The organism is Geodermatophilus sp. FMUSA9-8 (genome assembly GCF_037034165.1).
GTDB classification, from domain to species: Bacteria; Actinomycetota; Actinomycetes; order Mycobacteriales; family Geodermatophilaceae; genus Geodermatophilus; species Geodermatophilus nigrescens.
This window is the reverse complement of record NZ_JBAGKE010000002.1, coordinates 482,769-504,857: the sequence shown is the minus strand read 5'-3', so window position 1 is coordinate 504,857 and position 22,089 is coordinate 482,769. Positions and strand designations below refer to the sequence as shown.

Genomic DNA, 22,089 nt, shown 5'->3' with positions numbered 1-22,089 from the left:
GCATGAGCACCACCTCCCCCCTCGCCGCGCGAGCGGGCGCCGTCGTCGCCGAGGGCGGCTCCGTCGCCGCCCACCACGGCGACCCGCTGCGCGAGCAGCGCCTGCTCGCCGAGGGCGCCGGGCTCGTCGACCGCAGCGACCGCGACGTCCTCGCGATCCCCGGCCCCGACCGGCTCTCGTGGCTGCACAGCCTCACCAGCCAGCACCTCGAGCGGCTCGCCGACGGCACCGGCACCCAGGCGCTGGTCCTCTCGCCGCAGGGCCACGTGGAGCACCACCTCGTGCTCGCCGAGCTCGGCGGCACCACCTGGGCCGACGTCGAGCCGGGCACCGGCGCCGCGCTGGCGACCTTCCTGCAGCGGATGGTCTTCATGCTCCGCGTCGAGCCCGCCCTGGTGACCGGCGACTGGGCGCTGCTGACGCTCGTCGGCCCCCGCGGGTCCGACGTGCTCGCCGCCGCCGGCCTGCCCGCGCCGGAGGCCCCGTACGCCGTCGCCGCCCTGCCCGGCGGCGGCTGGGTGCGCCGGATGCCGGCCCTCGGCGACGGCGTCCCCGCGGTCGACCTGCTGGTGCCGCGCGCCGAGCTCGCCGCCCGCGCCGACGCGCTCGCGGCCGCCGGCGCCGGGACCGCCGGCCTGGACGCCTACGAGGCGCTGCGCGTGGAGGCCCGCCGTCCGCGGCTGGGCGCCGACACCGACCACCGCACCATCCCCAACGAGCTGGAGTGGCTCGACAGCGCCGTCCACCTCCAGAAGGGCTGCTACCGCGGCCAGGAGACCGTCGCGCGCGTGCACAACCTCGGCCGCCCGCCGCGGCGGCTGGTGCTGCTGCACCTCGACGGCGTCAGCGAGGACCTGCCGGCCGCGGGCGCGCCGGTGCTGCGCGGCGAGCGCGAGGTCGGCCGCGCCGGCACGGTCGTGCGCCACCACGAGCTCGGCGTCGTCGCGCTCGCCCTGGTCAAGCAGTCGGTGGGCACCGGCGACGAGCTGACGGTGGGCGGATCGCGGGCCGTGATCGACCCCGACGACGCCCCCGCTGCGCTCGACGACACCCGGGCCGCCGCCCGCGACCGCGTCCGCGCCGTCCGGTCTGCCACCATCGGGCGGTGACCTCCGCGAGCACCCCTCCGACCCCCGCCGGCGGCGCGGCCGTCGACGAGCTGCTCGACCCGGCCTTCCTCGCCGGCGTCGAGTCCCGCCCGATGGCCGACGTCCGCGGGCTGCGCCGCCGGGCCGAGCAGGAGGAGGTCAACCTCTCCTACACGCGGCGGCTGCTGCAGGGGCGGCTGGACATCGTGCGCCGGGAGCTGCAGCGCCGGGCCGAGCACGACGGCCGCTCGCTGGTCGACCTGCTGCCGGAGATCCTCGCCGAGAAGGGCCGCGGCCCCGCGCACGGCCTGGGCCGCCACCAGACGGTGCAGCCGGCCGCGCCCGAGCGCTACGAGTCCTGGGTGAACGGCCTGACCCGCGGCGTCGACCTGTCCGACGTCGCCGGGCTCCCCGACGCCGACCTCGAGCAGGCCGCCCGCGCCCTGGCCGCCGCGGAGGGCTCCCTCTCCGAGCGCCGCCGCGGTGTGCAGCAGGTGATGGACGCCCTCGCCGGCGAGCTCGCCCGCCGCTACCGCAACGGCGAAGCCGACGTCGCCGCGCTCCTCGCCGACGAGGCCCGGCACTGAGCGCGCCCTGGCCCGACGCGCCGGTCCTCGTCGAGGTCTGGCGCTCCGGCTTCCTCGAGTCGGTGCACCGCGGCGCCGTCGTCGTGCTCGGCCCCGACGGGGACGTGCGCTGGTCGGCCGGCGACGTCGCCCGCCCCGTGCTGCCCCGCTCGTCCAACAAGCCGGTGCAGGCCACCACCTACCTCGCCGCCGGCTGGCGCCCGCGCACGGGCGAGGAGCTGTCCATCGCCGCCGGCTCGCACGCCGGCGAGGACGGCCACCGCGACCGCGCCGAGGCGATCCTCGCCTCCGCCGGTCTCGACGCGGGCGCCCTCGGCTGCCCGGCCGCGCTGCCCGGGCACGAGGCGACGCGCGCCGCCTGGATCACCGGCGGCCGCGCACCCGAGCGCCTGGCGTTCAACTGCTCGGGCAAGCACGCCGCGATGCTCGCCACCTGCGTCGCGGCCGGCTGGCCGACCGAGGGCTACCTCGACCCGCAGCACCCGCTGCAGCAGGCGATCGAGGCCCGCCTGTCCGCGGCCGCCGGCGAGCCGGTGGCCGCCGTCGTCGTCGACGGCTGCGGCGCCCCGCAGCACGGGCTGTCGCTGACCGGGCTCGCGCGCGGCGTCGGCCGGCTGGTCGAGGCGCCCGGGGGCAGCCCCGAGCGGGCGGTGGCCGACGCGATGCGGGCGCACCCCTGGTACGTCGCCGGCACCGACCGCGACGACACCCTGCTCATGGAGGCCGTGCCCGGCCTGCTGGTCAAGGGCGGGGCCGACGGCGTGCACGTCGCCGCGCTGCCCGGCCGCGGTGCGATCGCCTACAAGCTCGACGACGGCGGCGACCGCGGCCGCGCGCCGGTGCTCGCCGCCGCGCTGCGCCGCCTCGGGGTCGACGCCGACGTGCTCGCCCGCTGGTCGGCCCCGCCCGTCACCGGCGGCGACGGCGTCGTCGGTGAGGTGCGGCCGTCGGCGGTGCTGACCGCCTGACCCGCGCCCCGGCGGGGGACACGCCGGGTGTGAGAGGACTCACCCAGAGGTGCTAGCAGCTGCGCTTGCAGTTGCTAGCACCCCTGGTTACCGTCTAGTACGTGCAGACCCCCGGCGAGTTCGTGAGCGGTCAGGTGAGGTCGGTCCGCGAGAAGGTGGACCAGCTCGCCGGCAGCGTCGCGGAGACCGTCGCGGCCGAGGCCCAGCAGGTCTCGACCGTGCGCTCGCAGGTGGGGGAGTTCATCCGGGAGCAGCGCAGCGTCGCCCGGGTGTCCCTGCGCGAGCTCGCCCGCACCGCGGGGGTGAGCAACCCCTACCTGTCGCAGGTGGAGCGGGGGCTGCGCAAGCCGTCGGCGGAGATCCTGGCCGCCATCGCCAAGGGCCTGGAGATCTCCGCCGAGACGCTCTACGAGCAGGCGGGCATCCTCGACCGGCGCCCCGGCAACCCCGACACGATCGCGGCGATCCGGTCCGACGAGCAGCTCTTCGAACGGCACAAGGCCGTGCTCCTCGAGCTGTACGAGACCTACGTGCGCGAGCACGCCGCCGCCCCGCGGACACCCGGCACCTCCCCGAGCACCGCCCCGAGCCCCGCCCCGCACCGCGTCCCCGCGGACGGGCCCACGATCTCCGAGGAGACAGCATGACCACCGCCACCTCCCTGCTCGAGCAGGTCGCCGAGCGCGGCCGCACCCCGCTGCTGGTCGCCGTCGGCGCCGGTGACCTCGCCGTCACGCAGGCCCGCACCGTCCTCGCCACGCTGCGCTCCCGCGCCGAGGCCCTCCCCGGTGAGGCCCAGGTCCAGGTCGACCTGGCCACCAAGGAGGCCCGCACCCGCGCCGAGCTCGCCGCCGACCGCGCCCGCGGCCTGGCCGGCGCCGTCCGCCCCGAGGCCGTCGTCGGCACCCTGAACACGCTGGTCGAGCAGGCCCGCGCCCAGGCCGCCGGCACCGTCGAGGTGCTGGCCGAGCGCGGCGCCGACGTGCTGCAGGAGCTGCGCCGCCAGCCCGGCTTCCGCCGCTTCGCCGCCAAGGCCGAGGCCGCCGTCGACACCGTCGAGGAGACCGTCGAGGAGGTCATCGAGGACGCCGCCGAGGCCGTGACCGAGGCCTCCGACGAGATCACCTCGCGCGTCCAGAAGGCCGCCTCGAAGACCACCAAGGCCGCCGCCCGCGCGGAGGAGGCCGTCGAGGAGGCCGCCGACTCGGCCAAGGCCACCATCGAGGAGACCGCCGAGGCCGCCGACGAGGCGACCGCGAAGGCCGCCCGCAAGCCGGCCAAGCGCACCACTGCCGCGCGCGGCAAGGCCGCCGGCACCTCGACCCGCGTGAGCCGCACCCGCACCGCCAAGACCACCGACTGACCTCGGTACCCGACCAGGGCCCCGGAGCTGCCGCAGGCGCTCCGGGGCCCTGTCGCGTCCCTGGCCGTGTCCTCCCTGCGGAGGGATCCCGCGGTCCCTCCCGGCGGGTACCCTGCCCGGCATGGCGTTCGACGCGGTCCTGCTCGAGGCCCTGTACTGGGCCACCCTCGCGCTGACCGTCTGGGCCCTCGCCGACGCGGTCATCCGCCCGGCGCCCAACTACGAGGCCGCCGGGAAGCTCACCAAGCCGGCCTGGGCGGCGATCACCGCGCTGGCCGCGGTGGTGCTCTACCTGTCCGGGCCGATGACCTTCCTCGGCCTGCCCGCCGTCATCGCCGCCGTCGTCTACCTGGTCGACGTGCGGCCCGCGGTCCGCGGGGTGCAGCGGGGCAACAGCCCCTGGTGACCGCGGGCGGCCGGGTCAGTACCGGTCGTCGCGCGGCATGAGCACCCACAGGACCAGGTAGGCGATGAACTGCGGTCCGGGCAGGATGCACGAGACCACGAAGGCCAGCCGCAGGGCGCCGGTCGAGATGCCGTAGCGGCGGGCGATGCCGGAGCAGACGCCGGCGATCATCTTGTTGCGGGTGTCGCGGGCGAGCCGGCGCGGGGCCGGTGCGGGATAGGTCATGCCCCGACCCTAGGCGCGCTCCGGGCACACCGGCATCGGGGAAGACCCTGGTCAGCGGCTGAACACGCCCGGCGGCGGCTCCGGGGAGGCGACCGCCCCGGCGTCGGTCACCGGCTGAGCGCGGCCCACGAACCGGGCCAGGTCCTCGCCCTCGACCACCCGCGCGGGCATGGGGTCGGCGGCGCAGCGCCGGGTCAGGGCGGCCACCGGCAGCGACGCGTCCGAGGCCACCGCGACGAGGTTGCCGAACCGCCGCCCGCGCAGCGTGCCGGGCTCGGCGAGCACGCAGACGTGCGCGAAGACCGCCCGCAGCGTGGCCACCTGCCCGCGGGCGAAGCGCAGTGGCGGGCCGTCGGCGACGTTGACGGCCAGGACGCCGCCGTGCCGCAGCACCCGGTGCGCCTCCGCGGCGTACTCGACGGTGGTCAGGTGCGCCGGCGTCCGCGCCCCGGCGAAGACGTCGCTGACGACGACGTCGGCGCTCGCCGGCGGCAGCGCCGCCAGCCCGGCGCGGGCGTCCGCGGCGCGCACCCGCACTCGCGCGTCGCGGGGCAGCGGCAGGTGTGCGCGGACCAGGTCGGTGAGCCGCTGGTCGACTTCCACCACCCGCTGCCGGGAGCCGGGCCGGGTCACCGCGAGGTAGCGGGCCAACGTGAGCGCGCCGCCGCCGAGGTGCACGGCGTCGACCGGCTGCCCCTCGGGCGCCGCCAGGTCGAGCACGTGGCCCATCCGGCGGACGTACTCGAACTCCAGGTGGGCGGGGTCGTCGAGGTCGACGTGCGACTGCGGCGTCCCCTCGACCATCAGCACCCACGAGCCGTCGCGGTCGGCGTCGCCGAGCAGCTCGGCCGTGCCGCCGTCGACCTCGGTGGGACCCGGCGGCACCACCGGGGGGCGCTCGCCGCGCCTCACGACGGCGCCACCGCCGACCAGCGCACCGTCAGCTCGCCGTGCCGCCAGCGCCGCGTGGAGCCCACCAGCGGCCACCCGTCGTCGGCGAGGGCCTGCACCGCGGCGACCCACCGCTGGCGCGGGCCGAACGCGGTCAGCCCCGCCGCGGCGGCCCAGGCGGCGTCGAGGGCGCGCAGCAGGTCGTGCACGGGCTGCCCGGGCACGTTGTGGTGGATGAGCGCCTTGGGCAGCCGCTCGGCGAGGTCGGAGGGCCGGTCGAGCTCGGCGACGCGGGCGGCGAGGGTCAGCGTGAGCGGGCCGTCGGCGTCGAGGGCCACCCAGGTCGCCCGCCGTCCCCACTCGTCACAGGTGCCCTCCACCAGCAGACCGCCGGGGCCCAGCGCCGCGCAGGTGGTCTCCCAGGCGCGTGCCGCGGACGCCTCGTCGTACTGGCGCAGCACGTTGAACTCGCGCACCAGCACCGGGCGCAGCCCCGCGAGCTCGAACCCGCCGACGCGGAAGTCGACCCGCGGCGGGTCGCGGTCGGCCTCGACGGCGGCCACCCGGGCGGGGTCGATCTCCAGCCCGACGACCTCGAGGCCGGGCACGGCGGGGGCCAGCCGGTCGACGAGTTCCAGGGTGGTCACCGCCGACGCGCCGTAGCCGAGGTCGACGACGAGCGGGCGGGCGGCGTCGCGCAGGCGGGGGAGCTGGGTGGCGAGGATCCAGCGGTCGACCCGGCGCAGCCGGTTGGCGTTCGTGGTGCCGCGGGTGGGCAGGCCCAGCGCGCGGGCCCGGCCGGCGGCCAGGCGCGGGTTGGCCCTGCGGGGGGTGAGCGACGCCCGGCGCTTGTGCCCGCTGTCGCCCTCGCTCACCGGACCCGAGCGTAGTCCGCCTCCCCGGCGGGCTGGCGGGCCGTGGCTACCGTGGGCGGGTGCTCGTCCGCTCCGACGCCCGTCTCGCCGACCTCACGACGCTCGGGGTCGGTGGGCCCGTCGACCGGCTGGTCGAGGTCACCACCGCCGCCGACCTGGTCGCCGCCGTCCGCGAGGCCGACGACGCGGGGCGCCCGCTGTTCGTGCTCGGCGGCGGCTCGAACGTCGTCGCCCCCGACGCGGGCTGGTCCGGCGACGTCGTGGCGGTGCGCAGCCGCGGCGTGCAGCGGCGCGGCGACGTCGTCGAGGTGCAGGCCGGCGAGCCGTGGGACGACCTCGTGGCGCTCACCGTGGAGCAGGAGCTGGCCGGGATGGAGGCGCTGTCGGGGATCCCCGGCTCCACCGGCGCGACGCCGGTGCAGAACGTCGGCGCGTACGGCCAGGAGGTCGCGCAGACGGTCACCGAGGTGCGCGTCTGGGACCGGACCTCCCGCGAGGAGCGGGTGCTGTCGAACGCCGACTGCGCGTTCGGCTACCGCGACAGCCGGCTCAAGCGCGAGCCCGGCCGGTTCGTCGTCCTCACCGTCACCTTCGCGCTCGACGCGGGTCCGCTGTCCCGCCCCGTGCAGTACGCCGAGCTCGCAAAGCGCCTCGACGTCGAGCTGGGCGGGCGGGCGCCGCTGGCCGACGTCCGGGCGGCCGTGCTGGAGCTGCGGCGCGGCAAGGGCATGGTGGTCGACCCGGCGGACCCCGACACCCGCAGCGCCGGCTCGTTCTTCACCAACCCGGTGGTCCCGCCCGAGCAGGCGGTGCCGGGCTGCCCGAGCTGGCCCGCCGCCGACGGCCGGGTGAAGCTCAGCGCCGCCTGGCTGGTGCAGTCGGCGGGCTTCGGCCGCGGCACCCGCGACGGGCGGGTGGGCACCTCGTCGCGGCACAGCCTGGCGCTGACCACCGAGCCCGGCGCCACGGCGGAGGAGCTGATGGCCTTCGCCGACCGCGTCGTCACCGCCGTCCACGACCGGTTCGGCGTCACGCTGGTCCCCGAGCCGCAGCGGCTGTGACGTGGTCGGCCTGCCGGCCGACACCGCGGCCAGGGGCCGTTCCCCGGCTGCGCTGAGCCCTGCCACGGCGTCCCGGGCCACCCTCGTCCCGCGGTGCCCGGCCTCGCCCCGTAGCGCGAGGTCGGGCACCGCGGCGCGAGGCTGGCGGGAGTGTCGGCCGGCGTCCCGCGCCGACGACGACTGCGGGGAAGTCGCCGTCAGCGGACCCGTCCGACTAGCGACTCCCCGGGAGTCGCGGGTGCGGCGGCCGTCAGTCCTCGCGGTGGACCTTGTGCTGCGCGGCCTGGGCGCGGGGGCGGACGACGAGCAGGTCGACGTTCACGTGGTGCGGCCGGGTGAGCGCCCAGGCGATGCAGTCGGCGACGTCCTCGGCCACCAGCGGCTCCCGCACGCCGCGGTAGACGGCGTCGGCCTTCTCCTGGCTGCCCGTGCGGTTGAGCGAGAACTCCTCCGTGCGCACCATCCCCGGCGCGATCTCGATGACCCGCACCGGCTCGGCCACCAGCTCCAGGCGCAGCGTCCCGGCCAGCGTGTGCACGCCGTGCTTGGCCGCCGTGTACGACGCCCCGCCCTCGTAGCTGACCAGCCCGGCCGTGGAGCCCACGAACAGCAGGTCGCCGGCGCCCGAGGCCCGCAGTGCCGGCAGCAGCGCCTTGGTCAGCCGCACGGTGCCGAGCACGTTGACGTCGTAGGTGCGCGCCCACGAGTCGAGGTCGGCGTCGGCCACCGGGTTGGTGTCGAAGGCCCCGCCGGCGTTGTTCACCAGGACGTCGACCCGCGGCAGCGCGGCGGCGAACGCCTCCACCGACGCCGGGTCGGTGACGTCCAGCTGCAGCGCGCGGCCGCCGGTGCGCTCGGCCAGCGCCTCGAGCCGGTCCAGCCGCCGGGCGCCCAGGACGACGTCGAAGCCGTCCGCGGCCAGGCGCTCCGCGGTGGCCGCGCCGATGCCGCTGGAGGCCCCGGTGACGACGGCGGTGCGCCCGGACCCCGGCAGGGGACGGGCGGTGGACGGTGAGAGATCGGCGACACCGGGCATGTGGCCATCCTGTCCCTGTTGCAGGATGGAGAGCCGACAGGGGTGCCGCGACGGCACCCAGGACGGCGCGAGGCGGGAGGTCGCGGGTGCCTGCTCGCCGACGCCTCGGCTCCCGCGCGCTGCGCCGGGTCGCGACGATCTCGGTGCACACCAGCCCCCTCGACCAGCCCGGTGCCGGCGACGCCGGGGGCATGAACGTCTACATCGTCGAGGTGTCCCGGCGGCTGGCCGCGCGCGGCATCGCCGTCGACGTGTTCACCCGCGCCACCTCCAGCGACCTGCCGCCGGTGGTCGAGATGAGCCCCGGCGTCACCGTGCGGCACGTCAGCGCCGGACCGTTCGAGGGCCTCGGCAAGGAGGAGCTGCCCGGCCAGCTGTGCGCCTTCACCGCCGGCGTGCTGCGCGAGGAGGCCCTGCACGAGCCCGGGCACTACGACGTCGTCCACTCGCACTACTGGCTGTCGGGCCAGGTCGGCTGGCTGGCGCGGGACCGCTGGAGCGTGCCGCTCATCCACACCGCGCACACCCTCGCGAAGGTGAAGAACGCCGCCCTGGCCGACGGCGACCGCCCCGAGCCGCGGGCGCGGGTGATCGGTGAGGAACAGGTGGTGGCCGAGGCCGACCGGCTGGTCGCCAACACCGAGGAGGAGGCCCGCCAGCTCGTCGAGCACTACGGGGCCGACCCCCGGCGCACGCTGGTCGTCCCGCCCGGCGTCGACCTCGACCGGTTCACCCCCGGCGACCGCGCCGCCGCCCGCCGCGCGCTGGGCGTCCCCGCCGACGCCGTCGTGCTGACCTTCGTCGGGCGGATCCAGCCGCTCAAGGCGCCCGACCTGCTGCTCGCCGCCGCCGCGCGGATGCTCGACGACGACCCGTCGCTGCGTGGTCGGCTGCGCGTGCACGTGGTCGGCGCGCCCAGCGGCTCCGGGCTGGAGGCGCCGCGGCAGCTCGAGGAGCTCGCCGCGCACCTCGGCATCGGCGACCTGGTGCGCTTCCTGCCGCCGCAGAGCCCCGACCGGCTGGCCCTGCACTACCGCGCCGCCGACGTCGCCGTCGTCCCCAGCCACAACGAGTCCTTCGGGCTGGTGGCCCTGGAGGCCCAGGCGTGCGGCACGCCGGTCGTGGCCGCCGCGGTGGGCGGCCTGCCCACGGCCGTGCGCGACGGCGTCTCCGGCGTGCTCGTCGGCAGCCGCGATCCCGGCGCCTACGCCGCGGCGATCCGCGCGGTGCTCGCCCGCCGCCCGATGCTCGCCGCCGGCGCCCGCCGGCACGCCGCGGCGTTCTCCTGGGACCGCACGGCCGGCGCGCTGGTCGACGCCTACGCGGCGGCCGCCGCCGAGATGGCCGCCGCCGGGCGCCCGGCGCTGCGGCCGGTGGCCGGCCTCCCGACGGTCCCGCAGGTGGCCTGGTGAGCGGCCCGGAGGAGGTCCGCACCGCGCGGGGCGACGTCGTCGCGGCGCTCGACGCCGTCATCGACGCCACGCTGCGCGAGGCCGAGCTGGTGCACGAGCACCCCGCGCCCGGCCGCTGGCTGGTCGACCTGCCCGGCACGAAGAAGCTCAAGACGGTCTGCGGCCTCGTCGTCGGCGAGCACGCGCTGCGCGTGGAGGCCTTCGTCTGCCGCCAGCCCGACGAGAACCGCGAGCAGCTGTGGACCCACCTGCTGCAGCGCAACGCCCGCATGTACGGCGTCGCGTGGTCGATCGACGGGGTCGGCGACATCTACCTGACCGGCCGGCTGCCGCACGCCGCGGTCACGCCCGAGGAGCTCGACCGCGTGCTCGGCGCGGTGCTCAGCTACGCCGACGACTCGTTCAACACGCTGCTCGAGATCGGCTTCGGCACCTCGATCCGGCGCGAGTGGGAGTGGCGGGTCAGGCGCGGGGAGTCGCTGCGCAACCTGGAGGCCTTCGCCGCCTTCGCGCAGGCCGGGGGAGCCGACCGGAGGGACGGCGGGGGAGCGCCCGCACCGGACGGCGGGGGATGACCGCTCCCGGGCGGGAGGACCTGGCCGCCCCCGCCGAGGAGCGCCCCGGCTACGCCCGGCGCTGGTGGGTGCTGGCCACCATGACGGTCTGCCTGCTCGTGGTGATCATGGGCAACACGACGCTCAACGTCGCGATCCCGACCCTGCAGCGCGAGCTCGGCGCCACCCAGGGCGAGCTGCAGTGGGCCGTCGACGCCTACATCGTCGTGTTCGCCGGGCTGCTGTTCTCCTGGGGCGTCATCGGCGACCGGATCGGCCGCCGCCGGGTGCTGCTGATCGGGCTCACCGTCTTCGCCGCCGGGTCGGTCCTCGCCGCGTTCTCCGACAGCCCCCTGGAGCTCATCGCCTGGCGCGCGGTCATGGGCGTCGGCGGCGCGGCGGTGCAGCCGACCACCCTCGCCGTGCTCACCAACGTCTTCCCGCCCGGCGAGCGCGGCCGCGCCATCGGCATCTGGGCGGCCACCGCCGGGCTCGCCGTCGCGGGCGGGCCGCTGGCCAGCGGCGCCGTCCTCACGCACTACTGGTGGGGCGCGATCTTCCTGATCGGCGTGCCGGTCGCCGTCCTCGGCGTCGTGGCCACGCTGGTGTTCGTCCCCGAGTCGCGCGACCCGGCGCCCGGCCGCCTCGACGTCCCCGGCGTCCTGCTGTCGATCGCGGCGCTCGCCGGCCTGGTCTACGGGATCATCCACGGCGGCTCCGGGGTGGGCTGGACGACGCCGGGCGTGCTCGTGCCGCTGCTCGGCGGCGCGCTGCTGCTGGCGCTGTTCGTCTGGCTGCAGCGGCGCTCCTCGCACCCGGCGCTCGACGTCTCGCTGTTCCGCAACCCGGCCTTCTCCGCGGCCGCCGCGGCGCTGGGCCTGAACTTCTTCGCGCTGATGGGCGCCACGTTCTACCTCGTCTACTACCTGCAGGGCGCCCGCGGCTACGACCCGCTGCAGTCCGGCGCCGCGCTGATCCCGGTGGCGCTGGGCATGGCGCTGATGGCCCCGCGCAGCTCGCGGCTGGCCGAGCGGTTCGGCGCCAAGGCCGTCTGCGCCGGCGGCTTCGTGCTCATCACGCTGTCGTTCCTGGGCTTCCAGCTGCTCGACCAGGCCGCACCGCTGTGGCTGCTGCTGACCGCGCTGACCGTGCAGGGCCTCGGCATGGGCGCGGTGATGGCGCCGGCCACCGAGTCGATCATGGCCGTGGTGCCGCGCGAGAAGGCCGGCGCCGGCGCCGCGGTGAACAACACCGTCCGCCAGGTCGGCGGCGCGCTCGGCGTGGCCATCCTCGGGTCGGTGCTGGCCACCGCCTACGCCGCGAACGTCGGCCGCGCGGTCGACGTGCTGCCCGCCGGCGTCCGCGCGGAGGCGAGCACGTCGATCGCGGCCACGCTGGAGGCGGCCCGGACGACGGCCGAGCGGGCCCGCGCCGCCGGGGACGCGCAGACCGTCGCCGCCGCCGGGGCGCTCGAGGACACCGCCCGCGACGCGTTCGTCTCGGCGATGCACCTGACCGCCGTCGGCACCGCCGCGGCCTCCGCGGTCGCCGCCGTCGTCGTCCTGGTGTGGCTGCCAGGCCGCCGCCGGCCGGGCGCGCGGGAGGCCTCCGCCGCCTAGCGTGGGGGCGTGCAGGAGCCACCCGCGCAGCAGGAGCGGCTCGGCCGCGCGCTGATGGGCGTGGTGGCCGCCTCCGGCCTGGTGTACCCGCTGCTGCTGTGCGCCGTGCAGCTCGTGCTCGCCCAGCTGTTCGTGGTCGACGTCGGCGCCACCGTGCTGTGGCTCGCGGTCGCCGTGGGCTGCTGCGTCGCGCTGGTGGCGGCGGTGCGGTGGGGCGCCGCCCGGCGGGTGCGCAGCCCCTGGCTGCTGGCCGGCCTGGCGCCCCCGGCGCTCTACGAGGCCTGGGTGCTCTGGCCACTGGTCACCCGCTGAGGACGGCGTCGGGCAGGATGGACCCGTGACCATGTCTGCGGGAACCACGCCCGGGACCCTCGTGCTGCTCCGCCACGGCGAGAGCGAGTGGAACAGGGCCAACCTGTTCACCGGCTGGGTCGACGTCGAGCTGTCGGAGAAGGGACGCGCCGAGGCCGCGCGCGGCGGGCAGCTGCTGGCCGAGCACGGCCTGCTGCCCGACGTGCTGCACACGTCGCTGCTCAGGCGCGCCATCACCACCGCCGAGCTGGCGCTCGCCGCCGCCGACCGGCAGTGGATCCCGGTGCGCCGGTCGTGGCGGCTCAACGAGCGGCACTACGGCGCGCTGCAGGGCAAGGACAAGGCCGCCACCCTCGCCGAGTACGGCGAGGAGCAGTTCATGACCTGGCGCCGCTCCTACAGCACCCCGCCGCCGCCGATCGACCTCGGCAGCGAGTACTCCCAGGACGCCGACCCGCGCTACGGCTTCCTGCCCCCGGAGGTGCGGCCGGCCACCGAGTGCCTGGCCGACGTCGTCGTCCGGATGCTCCCGTACTGGTACGACTCGATCGTCCCCGACCTGCGCACCGGCGCGACCGTGCTGGTCGCCGCGCACGGCAACAGCCTGCGGGCGCTGGTCAAGCACCTCGACGGCATGGGCGAGGACGAGGTCGTCGGGCTCAACATCCCCACCGGCGTCCCGCTGCGCTACGACCTCGACGCCGACCTCAAGCCGGTCAAGGCGGGCGGGGAGTACCTCGACCCCGAGGCCGCCGCGGCCGCCATCGAGGCCGTGAAGAACCAGGGCAAGAAGTAGCGAGCGGCAGCGAGCTCGCGCTGACGAGTGGGGGCCGGAGGCCTCCGCGAGGAAGCGCGGTCGGTGCTCCACGCGACTCGGGCTGCACGTGGCCGCGGTGGGAGCCCGGTAGGGCGACGATGTGACGAGGGCCCCCGCACCGTCCGGTGCGGGGGCCCTCGTCGTGCGGCGGCTCAGTTGGGGAGCGCGACCATGTCCCGCTCGCCGGTGACCAGGAAGACCACCCGGCGGGCGACGCTGACGGCGTGGTCGGCGAAGCGCTCGTAGTAGCGGCCGAGCAGCGTGATGTCGATGGCCGACTCCATGCCGTGCGGCCAGCCGGGGCTCAGCAGCTCGGTGAACAGCTGGCGGTGCAGCTGGTCCATGAGGTCGTCGTCGCGCTCCAGCTGGGCGGCGCCCTGGACGTCGAGCTTGGCGATCACCGTGCCGACCTGGGTCACCAGGCTCTGCGCGACGTGGCCGGCCTCGAGGAAGATCGGCCGGACCTCGGTGGGGACGGCGGACTCGGGGAACCGCATCCGGGCCAGCTTGGCCACGTGGACGGCGAGGTCGCCCATGCGCTCGAGGTCCCCGACGATCCGCATGGCGGTGGTGACCGTGCGCAGGTCGGTGGCGACCGGCTGCTGGCGGGCGAGGAGGGTGAAGCAGCGCTCCTCGATGCTCTCGCGCACCGCGTCGATGTGCTCGTCGCCGGCGATCACCAGGTCGGCGAGGGCGACGTCGGCGTCGAGCAGCGCGGTGGTGGCCTTGCTCATGGCCGAGCCCACGGAGTTCGACATCTCCACGAGGCAGTTGTTGATGTCCTCGAGCTCTTCGCGGTAGTGCTCGCGCACGGGTCCTCCTCGTCGGGCCGGCCCTCACCGGTCACGCCGTCCGGACACCTCTGCTCGGCGGCCGTCCCCAGGACACCGAGGGTAGGTGCTCACCGGACGCCGCGAGATCCCGCCCGGTGAACGCGGGGGCACCCGGGCATGAACAATCGGTCTACCCGGTTCCGCGACCACTCACACGGGGGATGTCCCGGGCCCCGCGACGCCTAGCATCGGCGGCGTGAGCCTGCTGGTCGCCGTCGTGGCCGGCCTCGTCGTCGGTGCGGCGCTGGGAGCCGTCGCGGTCGTCCTGGCCCGCCGGCCGTCCGACGCGGCCGCGCGGGCCGCCGCCGACCCCGGCGACGCCGCCCGCGAGGCCGCGCTGGCCCGGCGGCTCATCGACCTCATGGACCCCGCCGTCCTGGTGCTCGACAAGGACGACGCCGTCGTCGTGGCCAACCCGGCCGCCCGCGCCCTGGGCCTGGTCCGTGACCGGCGCCTGCTGGTGCCGGCCCTGTCGGACCTCGTCCGCACGGTGCGCACCTCCGGCAGCCGGCGCGCCGACGTCTCCCTGCCCGGCGAGGTCGTCGGCGGCGGCACCCGCCTGGTCGGGGCGCACGGCGTCCCGCTGGACGCCGCGCCCACCGTCGTCCCCGGCCCCGTCGCGCTCGTCCTGCAGGACGTCACCGAGGCGCGCCGCGTGGAGGCGGTCCGCCGCGACTTCGTCGCCAACGTCGGACACGAGCTCAAGACGCCGGTCGGCGCGCTGGGGCTGCTCGCCGAGGCGATGCAGGGTGCGGCCGACGACCCGGACACGGTGCAGCGCTTCGCCGCCCGGATGGCGCACGAGGCCGACCGGCTGGCCAAGCTGGTGCGCGAGCTCATCGACCTGTCCCGGCTGCAGGGCGCCGAGCCGCTGCCCGAGCTCGCGCCGGTCGACGTCGACACCGTGCTCACCGAGGCCGTCGACCGCACCGGCCTCGCCGCCGCCGCCAAGGGCATCACCATCGCCGTCGGCGGGCGTCGCGGCCTCGCCGTCCGCGGCGTGGAGAACCAGCTGACGACGGCGGTCACGAACCTGCTGGCCAACGCCGTCGCCTACAGCCCGGAGAACACGAAGATCGCCGTCGGCGCGCGGTCCCGCGGCGGGTTCGCCGAGATCGCCGTCACCGACAGCGGCATCGGCATCCCCCGGGCCGACCGGGAGCGGGTGTTCGAGCGCTTCTACCGGGTCGACCAGTCAAGGGCCACCAGCACCGGCGGGACCGGGCTGGGTCTGGCGATCGTCAAGCACGTGGCCAGCAACCACGGTGGCTCGGTGAGCGTGTGGAGCGAGGAGGGCCTCGGCTCCACGTTCACCCTGCGCATCCCCCTCGCGGTCGAGGACCCCTCCGACCGCCCCGAACCTCCCGGCGCGGCGGACGACGCCCCGGCCGGGGTCCTCCAGGAAGGACGGAAATGACGCGAGTGCTCGTGGTGGAGGACGAGGAGTCCTTCTCCGACGCGCTGTCCTACATGCTCGGCCGTGAGGGCTTCGAGGCGGTCGTGGCCGCCACCGGGCCCGAGGCGCTGGCCGAGTTCGACCGCGCCGGAGCGGACATCGTCCTGCTCGACCTCATGCTCCCGGGCCTGCCCGGCACCGAGGTCTGCCGGGCGCTGCGCTCCCGCAGCAACGTCCCGATCATCATGCTCACGGCCAAGGACTCCGAGGTCGACAAGGTCGTGGGCCTCGAGCTCGGCGCCGACGACTACGTCACCAAGCCGTACTCGGCGCGCGAGCTCGTCGCCCGCATCCGCGCGGTGCTGCGCCGCCGCGGCGACGTCGACGCCCCCGTCGAGGGCGCGCTCGAGGCCGGCCCGGTGCGCATGGACGTCGAGCGGCACGTCGTCGCCGTCGACGGCGAGCAGGTGGCCCTGCCGCTCAAGGAGTTCGACCTGCTCGAGCTGCTGCTGCGCAACGCCGGGCGGGTGCTCACCCGCGGCCAGCTCATCGACCGCGTCTGGGGCTCGGACTACGTGGGGGACACCAAGACCCTCGACGTCCACGTCAAGCGCCTGCGGGCCAAGATCGAGCCCGACCCGGCCAACCCCAAGCACCTGGTGACCGTCCGCGGCCTGGGCTACAAGTTCGAGCAGTAGAAGGACCCCGTCGCCCCCCACCCCTCGCAAGCTCAGGGCGGGTCCCTGCGACAGGGCCGTTCCAGCACGTCACCACGAGCCTCCGGCCCCGCGACCGGTCCACCGTCCTCGCAGGGCGATCACACCGTCGGCCTACCGGCCGACACCGCGACCAAGTGCCGTCCCGGCCTGCGCTGAGCCCTGCCACGGCGTGCCGGTCGGGAGCCTCCGGCCCCGCGACCGGTCCGCCGTCCTGCGCAGAGCGACTGCGGTCGGGTGACGCGGCTCCGTGCCGCTCACCTCGTACCGCGCGCTCCCGTCAGCTCGGGGGTGGGTCCTCCGGACCCGCCGCCCGAGCTGACCGACCGGGGTCACTGGCCCCGGCCGGTCTCCTCCTGGAGCTCGTCGATCTTCTTCGACGCGTCGGCCTTCGTGATGTCCTCCGGCACGTCCTCGCCGGCCTGGCGGGCCAGCGTGTGGAGGTAGCTCTTCTGCGCGCCCGTGGCGGGCTCGTCGCCGGTCACCCAGTCCGACGGGTCCTTCTCCGCCGTGGGGTCGCCGGCCTGACCGGTGTTGACGTTCGATTCGCTCATGTGTTCGAGCCTAGGCGCGCGCGAGCTCCGGCGCAGGTCGAGCGGCCGCGGCGGCCGGCGCGGCCTCGCGGGACTCCCAGCGGCGGCCGGTCCGGTAGACGTGCACGCTGCCGCAGGAGGGGCACTCCACGGCCAGCGCGACGTGGGTCGGGTGGTTGGTGACCGATCGGATCCGCCGGTCGGCGACCAGCTCGTCGGTCCGGGTCACGGGGCAGGTGATCAGCAACATGGGACGAGCGTGCTCCGGCCGACCTGCGCCGACGAGTGGCAGGGGTGACATGGACCGCGTCTTTCCTGCCATGATGTCGGCGTGACCGGAACCGACCGTCCCGTCGTCGTCAGCCTCCTCGCCGGGGACGGCGTCCTGGGCGCCTTCGGCCTGGGCGTCGCCGCGGAGGTCTTCGGCTACGACCACTCCCGCTTCGGCCTGCCGCGCTTCGACTTCGCGATCGTCAGCACCGCGCCGGGGGTGGTGCGCACCGACACGGGGCTCGCCGTCCACGCCGAGCACGGCCTCGAGCGGCTCGCGGTCTCCGACGTCGTCCTGGTCACCGCCTGGGAGAAGTTGTCGAAGCCGGTGCCGGACGAGGTCCTCGAGGCGCTGCGCGCCGTGCACGCCCGCGGCGGCCAGATCATCAGCCACTGCACGGGCGCGTTCGTCGTCGCGTCGGCCGGGCTGCTCGACGGGAAGCGGGCCACCACCCACTGGCGCTACGCGGGCGAGCTCGCCGCCCGGTACCCGGCGGTCGACGTCGACCCGCGCGTCCTCTACGTCGACGAGGGCACCCTGATCACCGGTGCCGGCACGGCCGCCGGCGTCGACGCGCTGCTGCACTTCGTGCGCCGCGAGTGGGGCTCGGCGGCGGCCAACGCGCTGGCCCGCGAGATGGTCGTGCCGCCGCACCGCGACGGCGGCCAGGCCCAGTACATCGACGAGCCCGTCGCCCGCTGCGAGGACGACCTGCTGGGCCTCGTCCTCGACTGGGCCCGCGCGCACCTCGCCGAGGACATCAGCGTCGAGGTCCTCGCCCGGCGTGCGCTCATGAGCCCGCGCAGCTTCGCCCGCCGTTTCAAGGCCACCACGGGGACGACGCCGCACGCGTGGCTGCTCGCCCAGCGCCTCGCCGCGGCCGAGACGCTGCTCGAGGAGAGCGACGCCCCGGTCGAGGAGATCGCCCGGCTCGTCGGGTTCGGCACCGCGGCCGGCTTCCGCGAGCAGTTCGGCCGCCGCCGGGGCGTCTCACCGCGGGCTTACCGGCAGACCTTCCGCGCCGCGGCCCTGGTACCGGTCGGCGAGGGCTCGGCCGCCTGAGGGCGGAGGAGGGTCAGACCGGGATCGGCCGGGCGACGCCCACCAGGCTGTCCAGCCGGCCGGCGTTGCTCGGCGCGAGCGGGCTGCGCACCACCTGCGTCAGGGCGAAGCCGGCGCGCGCCAGCACCATCGCGTGCGTGCGCGGGGTGAAGTGCCAGATGTGCTCGGCGGGCTTGAGCGTCCACCAGCGGGTGCCCAGCAGCCGCGCCGGCAGCGACGACACGTAGGGCGTGGAGAACAGCACGACGCCGTCCTCGGCCATCAGCGAGCGCGCCGTCCGCCAGAAGTCGAGCGGGTCGGGCACGTGCTCGACGGTGTCCCAGGCGCAGACGACGTCGAAGCCCGGGGTCAACGGCGCGTCGGCGAGTTGGCCGCAGAAGACGTCGAGGTCGAGCGCGTCCACCGCGTGCTGCGCGCCGGTGCGGGAGAGCTCCACGCCGCTGGTCGTCCAGCCGGCGCGGCGCGCGGCGTCGAGGAACAGCCCGTAGCCGGCGCCGACCTCGAGCAGCCGGCCCCCGGCCGCGCGACCGCGCACCCGGTCGAGCAGGGCGAGCCGGCCCGCCGTCCAGGTGCGCTGCAGGACCATCGCCGGGTCGAACCGCCCCGTCTCCTGCGCCCCGCCGTCGGCGGACCCGCCGTCGACCGCACCGCCGTAGACGCCGCCCTCGAAGTAGCCGACGTCGTCGTAGAGGCGCTGCAGGGCCTCCGGGCGCAGCCGCGGGCTGACGAACACCAGGCCGCAGGACGGGCAGCGGACGACGCCGAAGGGTGCCAGGTCGTGCACGAGCCGGCCGCGGACGCCGCAGAGGCAGCAGTCGACCTCCTCGGTGTCCTCGGCCGTCCAGGTCGGCGGGGGAGGGGTCACCGGGGCAGCCACGGCGGTCAGCCTACGGAGCCTCCCGGGACGGTCCCGGTACCGGTCCGGCCCGCGCCGACCGGCGCGTCGGCCGGGCCGCTCGCGCCGTCGGAGGCATCCGCGGGGGCCGGTATGCCGCTCTCGGGGTAGCGCTGGGCCAGCAGCGTGCCCAGTCGGCGCCGCACCGCGGCCGACACCAGCCCGTCGCCGTCGTGCGGCGCGTCGGCGTCGAGCAGCTCCCCGGGGACGACGACGTAGCGGTCGGGCGCGGCGTCGGCCCGGGCGAGGAACCCCGCGCGCACGGCGTCGGCGTCGGCACCGTCGGGCCCGGCGGTGACCGGCGAGTCGACCAGCACGGTCAGGTCGGGCAGCAGGCCGCGGGTGGCCCACAGCGACGTGCGCAGGATGCGGTCGGCGTCGAGGCCCTGGCCGGCTCCGTGGAAGGCCATCGAGGTGTCCACGTAGTGGTTGCACACCACGATCTCGCGCCGCTGCAGCGCCGGGCGGATGACCGTGGCCACGTGCTCGGCGCGGTCGGCGGCGGCCAGCAGCGCCGCGGTGTAGGCCGCCACCGGGCGGCCCTCGTCGTCGGTGACCGTGCGGCCGTCCGTCGCCGTTCGGCCGTCGGCGGGCGGCGGGGCCGGCGGGAACAGCAGCCCGCGCACCTGGCGGCCGAGCGCGGTGTCGCTGGGCTCGTGCGTGGTGACCACCGGGCGGTCGTCCGCGCGCAGCACGCGGGCGAGGTCGGCGGTGTAGCGGCGGGTGAGGTCGCGGTCGGCGCCCTCGACGACGACGAACAGGCCCACCCCGCTGGAGGACGCCGACAGCAGGTCCGAGCTGCCCCACAGCAGCCGGAACACGTCGCGAGCCCGCGTGCCGGGGCGCCCGCGCGGCGCCACCTGCCGGACGGCGTAGGCGCTGACCCCGAGCGCGAGCAGCGCGCCGACCAGCAGCGTCAGGCCCGGGCCGCTGACGGTGAACCGCAGCTCGCCGACGTTCAGCTCGTGCGAGCCGAGCAGCCCGGCGAGGCCGGGGCCGACGGCGACGGCGAGCAGCAGCTCGATGCGCACCGAGGAGAAGACGAAGGCGAACACCCGCCCGCGCAGCCGGTCCTCGACCTCGAAGCCGATCAGGGTGTAGCCGATGATCCAGGAGACGCCGGCGAACAGGCCGACGAGGAACGCCGCGGCCGCGGCCAGCACGAACTCCTGCAGCAGCGACATCGCGAGCAGCGCGAGGCCGGCCAGGCCGATGGAGCGGGCGAACAGGGTGCGCCGGGGGATGGTCGGCAGGATCCGCGGGCCGACCAGCATGCCCATCGCCAGGCCCGTGAAGACGACGCCGAAGAGGATGCCGTAGCCCGCGGCACCGGCGTCGAGGGTGACGACGTAGAGCTGGGCGACGCCGACGGTCAGCCCGCCCGCGCCGAAGGCCCCGATGACGCCGACGTAGAGGGCGCGCATGAGCGGCTGCCCGCGCAGGAAGGAGACGCCCTCGACGACGAGGGAGAAGACGTTCGCCGGTGCCTCGCGGTCGACCTGCGTGGCCGGTATCAGCGCCCGCGACAGCAGCACGATGCCCGCCGACAGCGCGAAGGTCAGCGAGTTGAACACCAGCGCGACGACGATCGCCGTCCGGGTGTCGCCGGCCTCCCCGCCCGGGAACACCCGCGAGACGGTGGACAGCAGGGCGAACAGCAGCGCGGCGACGGGCACCGACCCGTACACGCTGAACAGCGACACCTGGTTCGCGGTCGCCAGCCGCTCGCGCGGGACGATGGCCACCCAGTTGGCCTGCTTGGCCGGGTTGGTGAACAGGCCGACGGCCTCGACCAGGAACTGCGCGACGTACAGCCAGGTCAGCTCGTAGCTCAGCGCGATGGAGAGGTACAGGCCGCAGGCGAGCAGGTCGCCGACGATGACGGTGGTGCGGCGGTCGAGCCGGTCGGCCAGGGCACCGGCGATCGGGCCGAGGAGCAGGTCGGGCAGCAGCCGGACGAGGATGACGCCGGAGATGGCGACGCCCTGCACCGCCGTCGACTCGTCGCGGGTGAGCTGCTGGGCCATCGCGGTGGTGGCGAGCAGGCCCAGCCAGTCGCCGAGGCTGGAGACGGCGATCGCCGCCCACATGCGCCGGAAGACCGGGATCCGCAGCAGCGCGACCAGCGCGTTGTCGGTGCCCCGACCGGTCGCCGACGACCCGGGCCCGTGCGTGCCCGGGCTCGCCGCATGTCCGTCGCTCACAGTCCTCGCCGTCCGGTCGTCGCGGTCGTCCTCCGCAGGGTAGTGGCGGACCGTGATCGTCAGGCCCCGCCGCACCCGGACGGGCGAGCGGTCTCAGGCTCCCGGCCGCCGGGGGAGGAGCGTCAGCGGCACCGGCGCGGGGCTGGCCGGGTGCGGCGCGACGAGCCCCTGGTCCAGCCGCGCCTCGGTGAGCCGGCGCAGCTCGGCGTAGGCGTCGGGGCCGACCAGCGCGGTCAGCTCGGCGGCGTAGGTGAGGACCAGCGGCTCGGGGGAGACGTGCGCGGCGGGGGAGCCGGTGCACCACCAGTGCAGGTCGGCGCCGCCCGGGCCCCAGCCCCGGCGGTCGAACTCGCCGATGGTGCTCACCAGGACGGTGCTGCCGTCGCCCCGCTCGACCTCCTCCTGCTCGCGGCGCACCGGCAGCTGCCAGCAGACGTCGGGCTTGGTGAGCAGCGGGTGCAGGTCCTCGCGCAGGGCCATGCGGTGCAGCGCGCAGCCGGTGCCGCCGGCGAAGCCGGGCCGGTTGAGGAAGACGCAGGCGCCGTCGACCAGGCGGGTGCGCAGGGAGCGGACGCCGCCCTCCGCGGGGGCCTCGTCGTCGGCCTCGTCGTCGGCGTCGTCCTCCTCGGTCCAGGCTCCGCGGCCGACGGGGGCGAGCTGCCAGTCGTCGTCGGTGAGGTCGGCGACGGCGGCGGTCACCCGGGCGAGGTCGTCCTCGTCGCTGAAGAAAGCGCCGTGGCTGCAGCAGCCGTCGTCGGCCCGGCCGGGGACGACGCCGGCGCAGCCCCGCCCGAACACGCAGGTCCAGGCCGAGGACAGCCAGGTCAGGTCGGCGCGGACGCGGTGCCGCGGGTCGGCCGGGTCGGGGAACTCCACCCACTCGCGGGCGAAGTCGGGGTCGACCTCGGGCGGCACGTCCTGCACCCGATCAGGCTAGGTCGGCTCCCGCGGTCGGCCCGCCGCGG

25 protein-coding genes are annotated in these 22,089 nt (G+C 76.2%); 15 read left to right on the top strand and 10 right to left on the bottom strand.

The window, feature by feature from the left end; genetic code table 11:
* The first annotated feature begins 2 nt into the window (after positions 1 to 2).
* The 6 genes from ygfZ to WA616_RS06695 all read left to right on the top strand — a co-directional run bounded on the left by ygfZ (position 3) and on the right by WA616_RS06695 (position 4,412).
* Positions 3 to 1,109: a CAF17-like 4Fe-4S cluster assembly/insertion protein YgfZ gene (ygfZ, locus tag WA616_RS06720; protein ID WP_336028400.1), complete on the top strand. Its 1,107-nt coding sequence runs from the start codon at positions 3 to 5 to the stop codon at positions 1,107 to 1,109.
* Positions 1,106 to 1,675 carry an RsiG family protein gene (locus WA616_RS06715; protein ID WP_336028399.1) on the top strand — a complete coding sequence of 190 codons (570 nt, stop codon included), beginning with the start codon at positions 1,106 to 1,108 and terminating at the stop codon, positions 1,673 to 1,675. Before ygfZ ends, WA616_RS06715 begins: the two co-directional genes overlap by 4 nt.
* Positions 1,672 to 2,643, top strand: a complete 972-nt coding sequence (locus WA616_RS06710; RefSeq protein WP_336028564.1) for an asparaginase — start codon at positions 1,672 to 1,674, stop codon at positions 2,641 to 2,643. The genes WA616_RS06715 and WA616_RS06710 overlap by 4 nt, the downstream gene beginning before the upstream one ends.
* 101 nt (positions 2,644 to 2,744) lie before the next feature.
* Positions 2,745 to 3,290 (top strand): helix-turn-helix domain-containing protein, encoded by a 546-nt coding sequence (locus WA616_RS06705; protein WP_336028396.1) that lies wholly within the window; start codon positions 2,745 to 2,747, stop codon positions 3,288 to 3,290.
* Positions 3,287 to 4,006, top strand: coding sequence for a hypothetical protein (locus WA616_RS06700; RefSeq protein WP_336028393.1), 720 nt, complete (start codon positions 3,287 to 3,289; stop codon positions 4,004 to 4,006). Before WA616_RS06705 ends, WA616_RS06700 begins: the two co-directional genes overlap by 4 nt.
* 121 nt (positions 4,007 to 4,127) lie before the next feature.
* Positions 4,128 to 4,412: a DUF2516 family protein gene (locus WA616_RS06695; protein ID WP_336028391.1), complete on the top strand. Its 285-nt coding sequence runs from the start codon at positions 4,128 to 4,130 to the stop codon at positions 4,410 to 4,412.
* A gap of 15 nt (positions 4,413 to 4,427) precedes the next feature.
* Here the strand turns inward: WA616_RS06695 and WA616_RS06690 are convergent, their stop codons facing one another.
* From WA616_RS06690 to WA616_RS06680, 3 genes are read right to left on the bottom strand one after another with little or no spacing between them, the layout of a single operon-like run.
* A complete protein-coding gene (locus WA616_RS06690; protein WP_073421237.1) occupies positions 4,428 to 4,637 on the bottom strand; it encodes a PspC domain-containing protein in 210 nt (69 codons plus the stop codon).
* Between the two features lie 51 nt (positions 4,638 to 4,688).
* A complete protein-coding gene (locus WA616_RS06685; RefSeq protein ID WP_336028388.1) occupies positions 4,689 to 5,549 on the bottom strand; it encodes a spermidine synthase in 861 nt (286 codons plus the stop codon).
* Complete coding sequence (locus tag WA616_RS06680) at positions 5,546 to 6,403, bottom strand: class I SAM-dependent methyltransferase (protein WP_336028386.1); 858 nt, start codon at positions 6,401 to 6,403, stop codon at positions 5,546 to 5,548. The genes WA616_RS06685 and WA616_RS06680 overlap by 4 nt, the downstream gene beginning before the upstream one ends.
* Before the next feature lie 59 nt (positions 6,404 to 6,462).
* Here WA616_RS06680 and WA616_RS06675 point away from each other — a divergent pair, with 59 nt between their 5' ends.
* Positions 6,463 to 7,464, top strand: coding sequence for a UDP-N-acetylmuramate dehydrogenase (locus WA616_RS06675; protein WP_336028385.1), 1,002 nt, complete (start codon positions 6,463 to 6,465; stop codon positions 7,462 to 7,464).
* A 250-nt stretch (positions 7,465 to 7,714) separates the two neighbouring features.
* On the opposite strand, the gene WA616_RS06670 is transcribed toward WA616_RS06675, so the two are convergent.
* Entirely contained in the window at positions 7,715 to 8,500 is a 786-nt protein-coding gene (locus WA616_RS06670) for an SDR family oxidoreductase (RefSeq protein ID WP_336028384.1), read from the bottom strand.
* Between the two features lie 86 nt (positions 8,501 to 8,586).
* On the opposite strand from WA616_RS06670, the gene mshA reads away from it, so the two are divergent.
* The 5 genes from mshA to WA616_RS06645 are packed head-to-tail and all read left to right on the top strand — an operon-like array spanning position 8,587 to position 13,193.
* Complete coding sequence (gene mshA, locus WA616_RS06665) at positions 8,587 to 9,912, top strand: D-inositol-3-phosphate glycosyltransferase (protein ID WP_336028382.1); 1,326 nt, start codon at positions 8,587 to 8,589, stop codon at positions 9,910 to 9,912.
* Positions 9,909 to 10,487 (top strand): YbjN domain-containing protein, encoded by a 579-nt coding sequence (locus WA616_RS06660; protein WP_336028381.1) that lies wholly within the window; start codon positions 9,909 to 9,911, stop codon positions 10,485 to 10,487. The genes mshA and WA616_RS06660 overlap by 4 nt, the downstream gene beginning before the upstream one ends.
* Complete coding sequence (locus tag WA616_RS06655; protein WP_336028379.1) at positions 10,484 to 12,085, top strand: MFS transporter; 1,602 nt, start codon at positions 10,484 to 10,486, stop codon at positions 12,083 to 12,085. Before WA616_RS06660 ends, WA616_RS06655 begins: the two co-directional genes overlap by 4 nt.
* Before the next feature lie 9 nt (positions 12,086 to 12,094).
* Positions 12,095 to 12,397 carry a hypothetical protein gene (locus WA616_RS06650; RefSeq protein ID WP_336028377.1) on the top strand — a complete coding sequence of 101 codons (303 nt, stop codon included), beginning with the start codon at positions 12,095 to 12,097 and terminating at the stop codon, positions 12,395 to 12,397.
* 31 nt (positions 12,398 to 12,428) lie between these two features.
* A complete protein-coding gene (locus tag WA616_RS06645; protein WP_336028562.1) occupies positions 12,429 to 13,193 on the top strand; it encodes a phosphoglyceromutase in 765 nt (254 codons plus the stop codon).
* Positions 13,194 to 13,366: 173 nt separating this feature from the next.
* On the opposite strand, the gene phoU is transcribed toward WA616_RS06645, so the two are convergent.
* Positions 13,367 to 14,026 (bottom strand): phosphate signaling complex protein PhoU, encoded by a 660-nt coding sequence (gene phoU, locus WA616_RS06640; RefSeq protein WP_073421246.1) that lies wholly within the window; start codon positions 14,024 to 14,026, stop codon positions 13,367 to 13,369.
* 217 nt (positions 14,027 to 14,243) lie between these two features.
* Here phoU and WA616_RS06635 point away from each other — a divergent pair, with 217 nt between their 5' ends.
* Both WA616_RS06635 and WA616_RS06630 read left to right on the top strand, forming a co-directional pair.
* Positions 14,244 to 15,464 carry a sensor histidine kinase gene (locus tag WA616_RS06635; protein ID WP_336028372.1) on the top strand — a complete coding sequence of 407 codons (1,221 nt, stop codon included), beginning with the start codon at positions 14,244 to 14,246 and terminating at the stop codon, positions 15,462 to 15,464.
* On the top strand, positions 15,461 to 16,141 hold the full coding sequence (locus WA616_RS06630) for a response regulator transcription factor (protein WP_073421248.1): 681 nt from the start codon (positions 15,461 to 15,463) through the stop codon (positions 16,139 to 16,141). The genes WA616_RS06635 and WA616_RS06630 overlap by 4 nt, the downstream gene beginning before the upstream one ends.
* Before the next feature lie 350 nt (positions 16,142 to 16,491).
* Here the strand turns inward: WA616_RS06630 and WA616_RS06625 are convergent, their stop codons facing one another.
* Both WA616_RS06625 and WA616_RS06620 read right to left on the bottom strand, forming a co-directional pair.
* Positions 16,492 to 16,713, bottom strand: a complete 222-nt coding sequence (locus WA616_RS06625) for a DUF3072 domain-containing protein (RefSeq protein WP_073421249.1) — start codon at positions 16,711 to 16,713, stop codon at positions 16,492 to 16,494.
* A gap of 10 nt (positions 16,714 to 16,723) precedes the next feature.
* Positions 16,724 to 16,942 (bottom strand): hypothetical protein, encoded by a 219-nt coding sequence (locus WA616_RS06620; protein ID WP_336028366.1) that lies wholly within the window; start codon positions 16,940 to 16,942, stop codon positions 16,724 to 16,726.
* 81 nt (positions 16,943 to 17,023) lie between these two features.
* Between WA616_RS06620 and WA616_RS06615 the strand changes: the two genes are divergently transcribed.
* A complete protein-coding gene (locus WA616_RS06615; protein WP_336028362.1) occupies positions 17,024 to 18,025 on the top strand; it encodes a helix-turn-helix domain-containing protein in 1,002 nt (333 codons plus the stop codon).
* A gap of 13 nt (positions 18,026 to 18,038) precedes the next feature.
* Here the strand turns inward: WA616_RS06615 and WA616_RS06610 are convergent, their stop codons facing one another.
* From WA616_RS06610 to WA616_RS06600, 3 genes are all read right to left on the bottom strand, one after another.
* The gene (locus tag WA616_RS06610; protein ID WP_336028360.1) at positions 18,039 to 18,902 is read right to left on the bottom strand and encodes a class I SAM-dependent methyltransferase; all 864 of its coding nucleotides are present in this window, start codon (positions 18,900 to 18,902) and stop codon (positions 18,039 to 18,041) included.
* Positions 18,903 to 18,907: 5 nt separating this feature from the next.
* Entirely contained in the window at positions 18,908 to 21,124 is a 2,217-nt protein-coding gene (locus WA616_RS06605; RefSeq protein ID WP_336028358.1) for a bifunctional MFS transporter/dTMP kinase, read from the bottom strand.
* 93 nt (positions 21,125 to 21,217) lie between these two features.
* Positions 21,218 to 22,048: a hypothetical protein gene (locus WA616_RS06600; RefSeq protein ID WP_336028356.1), complete on the bottom strand. Its 831-nt coding sequence runs from the start codon at positions 22,046 to 22,048 to the stop codon at positions 21,218 to 21,220.
* Between the last annotated feature and the right edge of the window lie 41 nt (positions 22,049 to 22,089).

Excerpts from the sequence above, each read along its gene's own strand:
- ygfZ (WP_336028400.1), top strand. The coding sequence starts at position 3 with ATGAGCACCACCTCCCCCCTCGCCGCGCGAGCGGGCGCCGTCGTCGCC.
- WA616_RS06700 (WP_336028393.1), top strand. The coding sequence starts at position 3,287 with ATGACCACCGCCACCTCCCTGCTCGAGCAGGTCGCCGAGCGCGGCCGC.
- WA616_RS06695 (WP_336028391.1), top strand. The coding sequence starts at position 4,128 with ATGGCGTTCGACGCGGTCCTGCTCGAGGCCCTGTACTGGGCCACCCTC.
- WA616_RS06690 (WP_073421237.1), bottom strand. The coding sequence starts at position 4,637 with ATGACCTATCCCGCACCGGCCCCGCGCCGGCTCGCCCGCGACACCCGC.
- WA616_RS06670 (WP_336028384.1), bottom strand. The coding sequence starts at position 8,500 with ATGCCCGGTGTCGCCGATCTCTCACCGTCCACCGCCCGTCCCCTGCCG.
- WA616_RS06655 (WP_336028379.1), top strand. The coding sequence starts at position 10,484 with ATGACCGCTCCCGGGCGGGAGGACCTGGCCGCCCCCGCCGAGGAGCGC.
- WA616_RS06645 (WP_336028562.1), top strand. The coding sequence starts at position 12,429 with ATGTCTGCGGGAACCACGCCCGGGACCCTCGTGCTGCTCCGCCACGGC.
- WA616_RS06630 (WP_073421248.1), top strand. The coding sequence starts at position 15,461 with ATGACGCGAGTGCTCGTGGTGGAGGACGAGGAGTCCTTCTCCGACGCG.
- WA616_RS06625 (WP_073421249.1), bottom strand. The coding sequence starts at position 16,713 with ATGAGCGAATCGAACGTCAACACCGGTCAGGCCGGCGACCCCACGGCG.
- WA616_RS06620 (WP_336028366.1), bottom strand. The coding sequence starts at position 16,942 with ATGTTGCTGATCACCTGCCCCGTGACCCGGACCGACGAGCTGGTCGCC.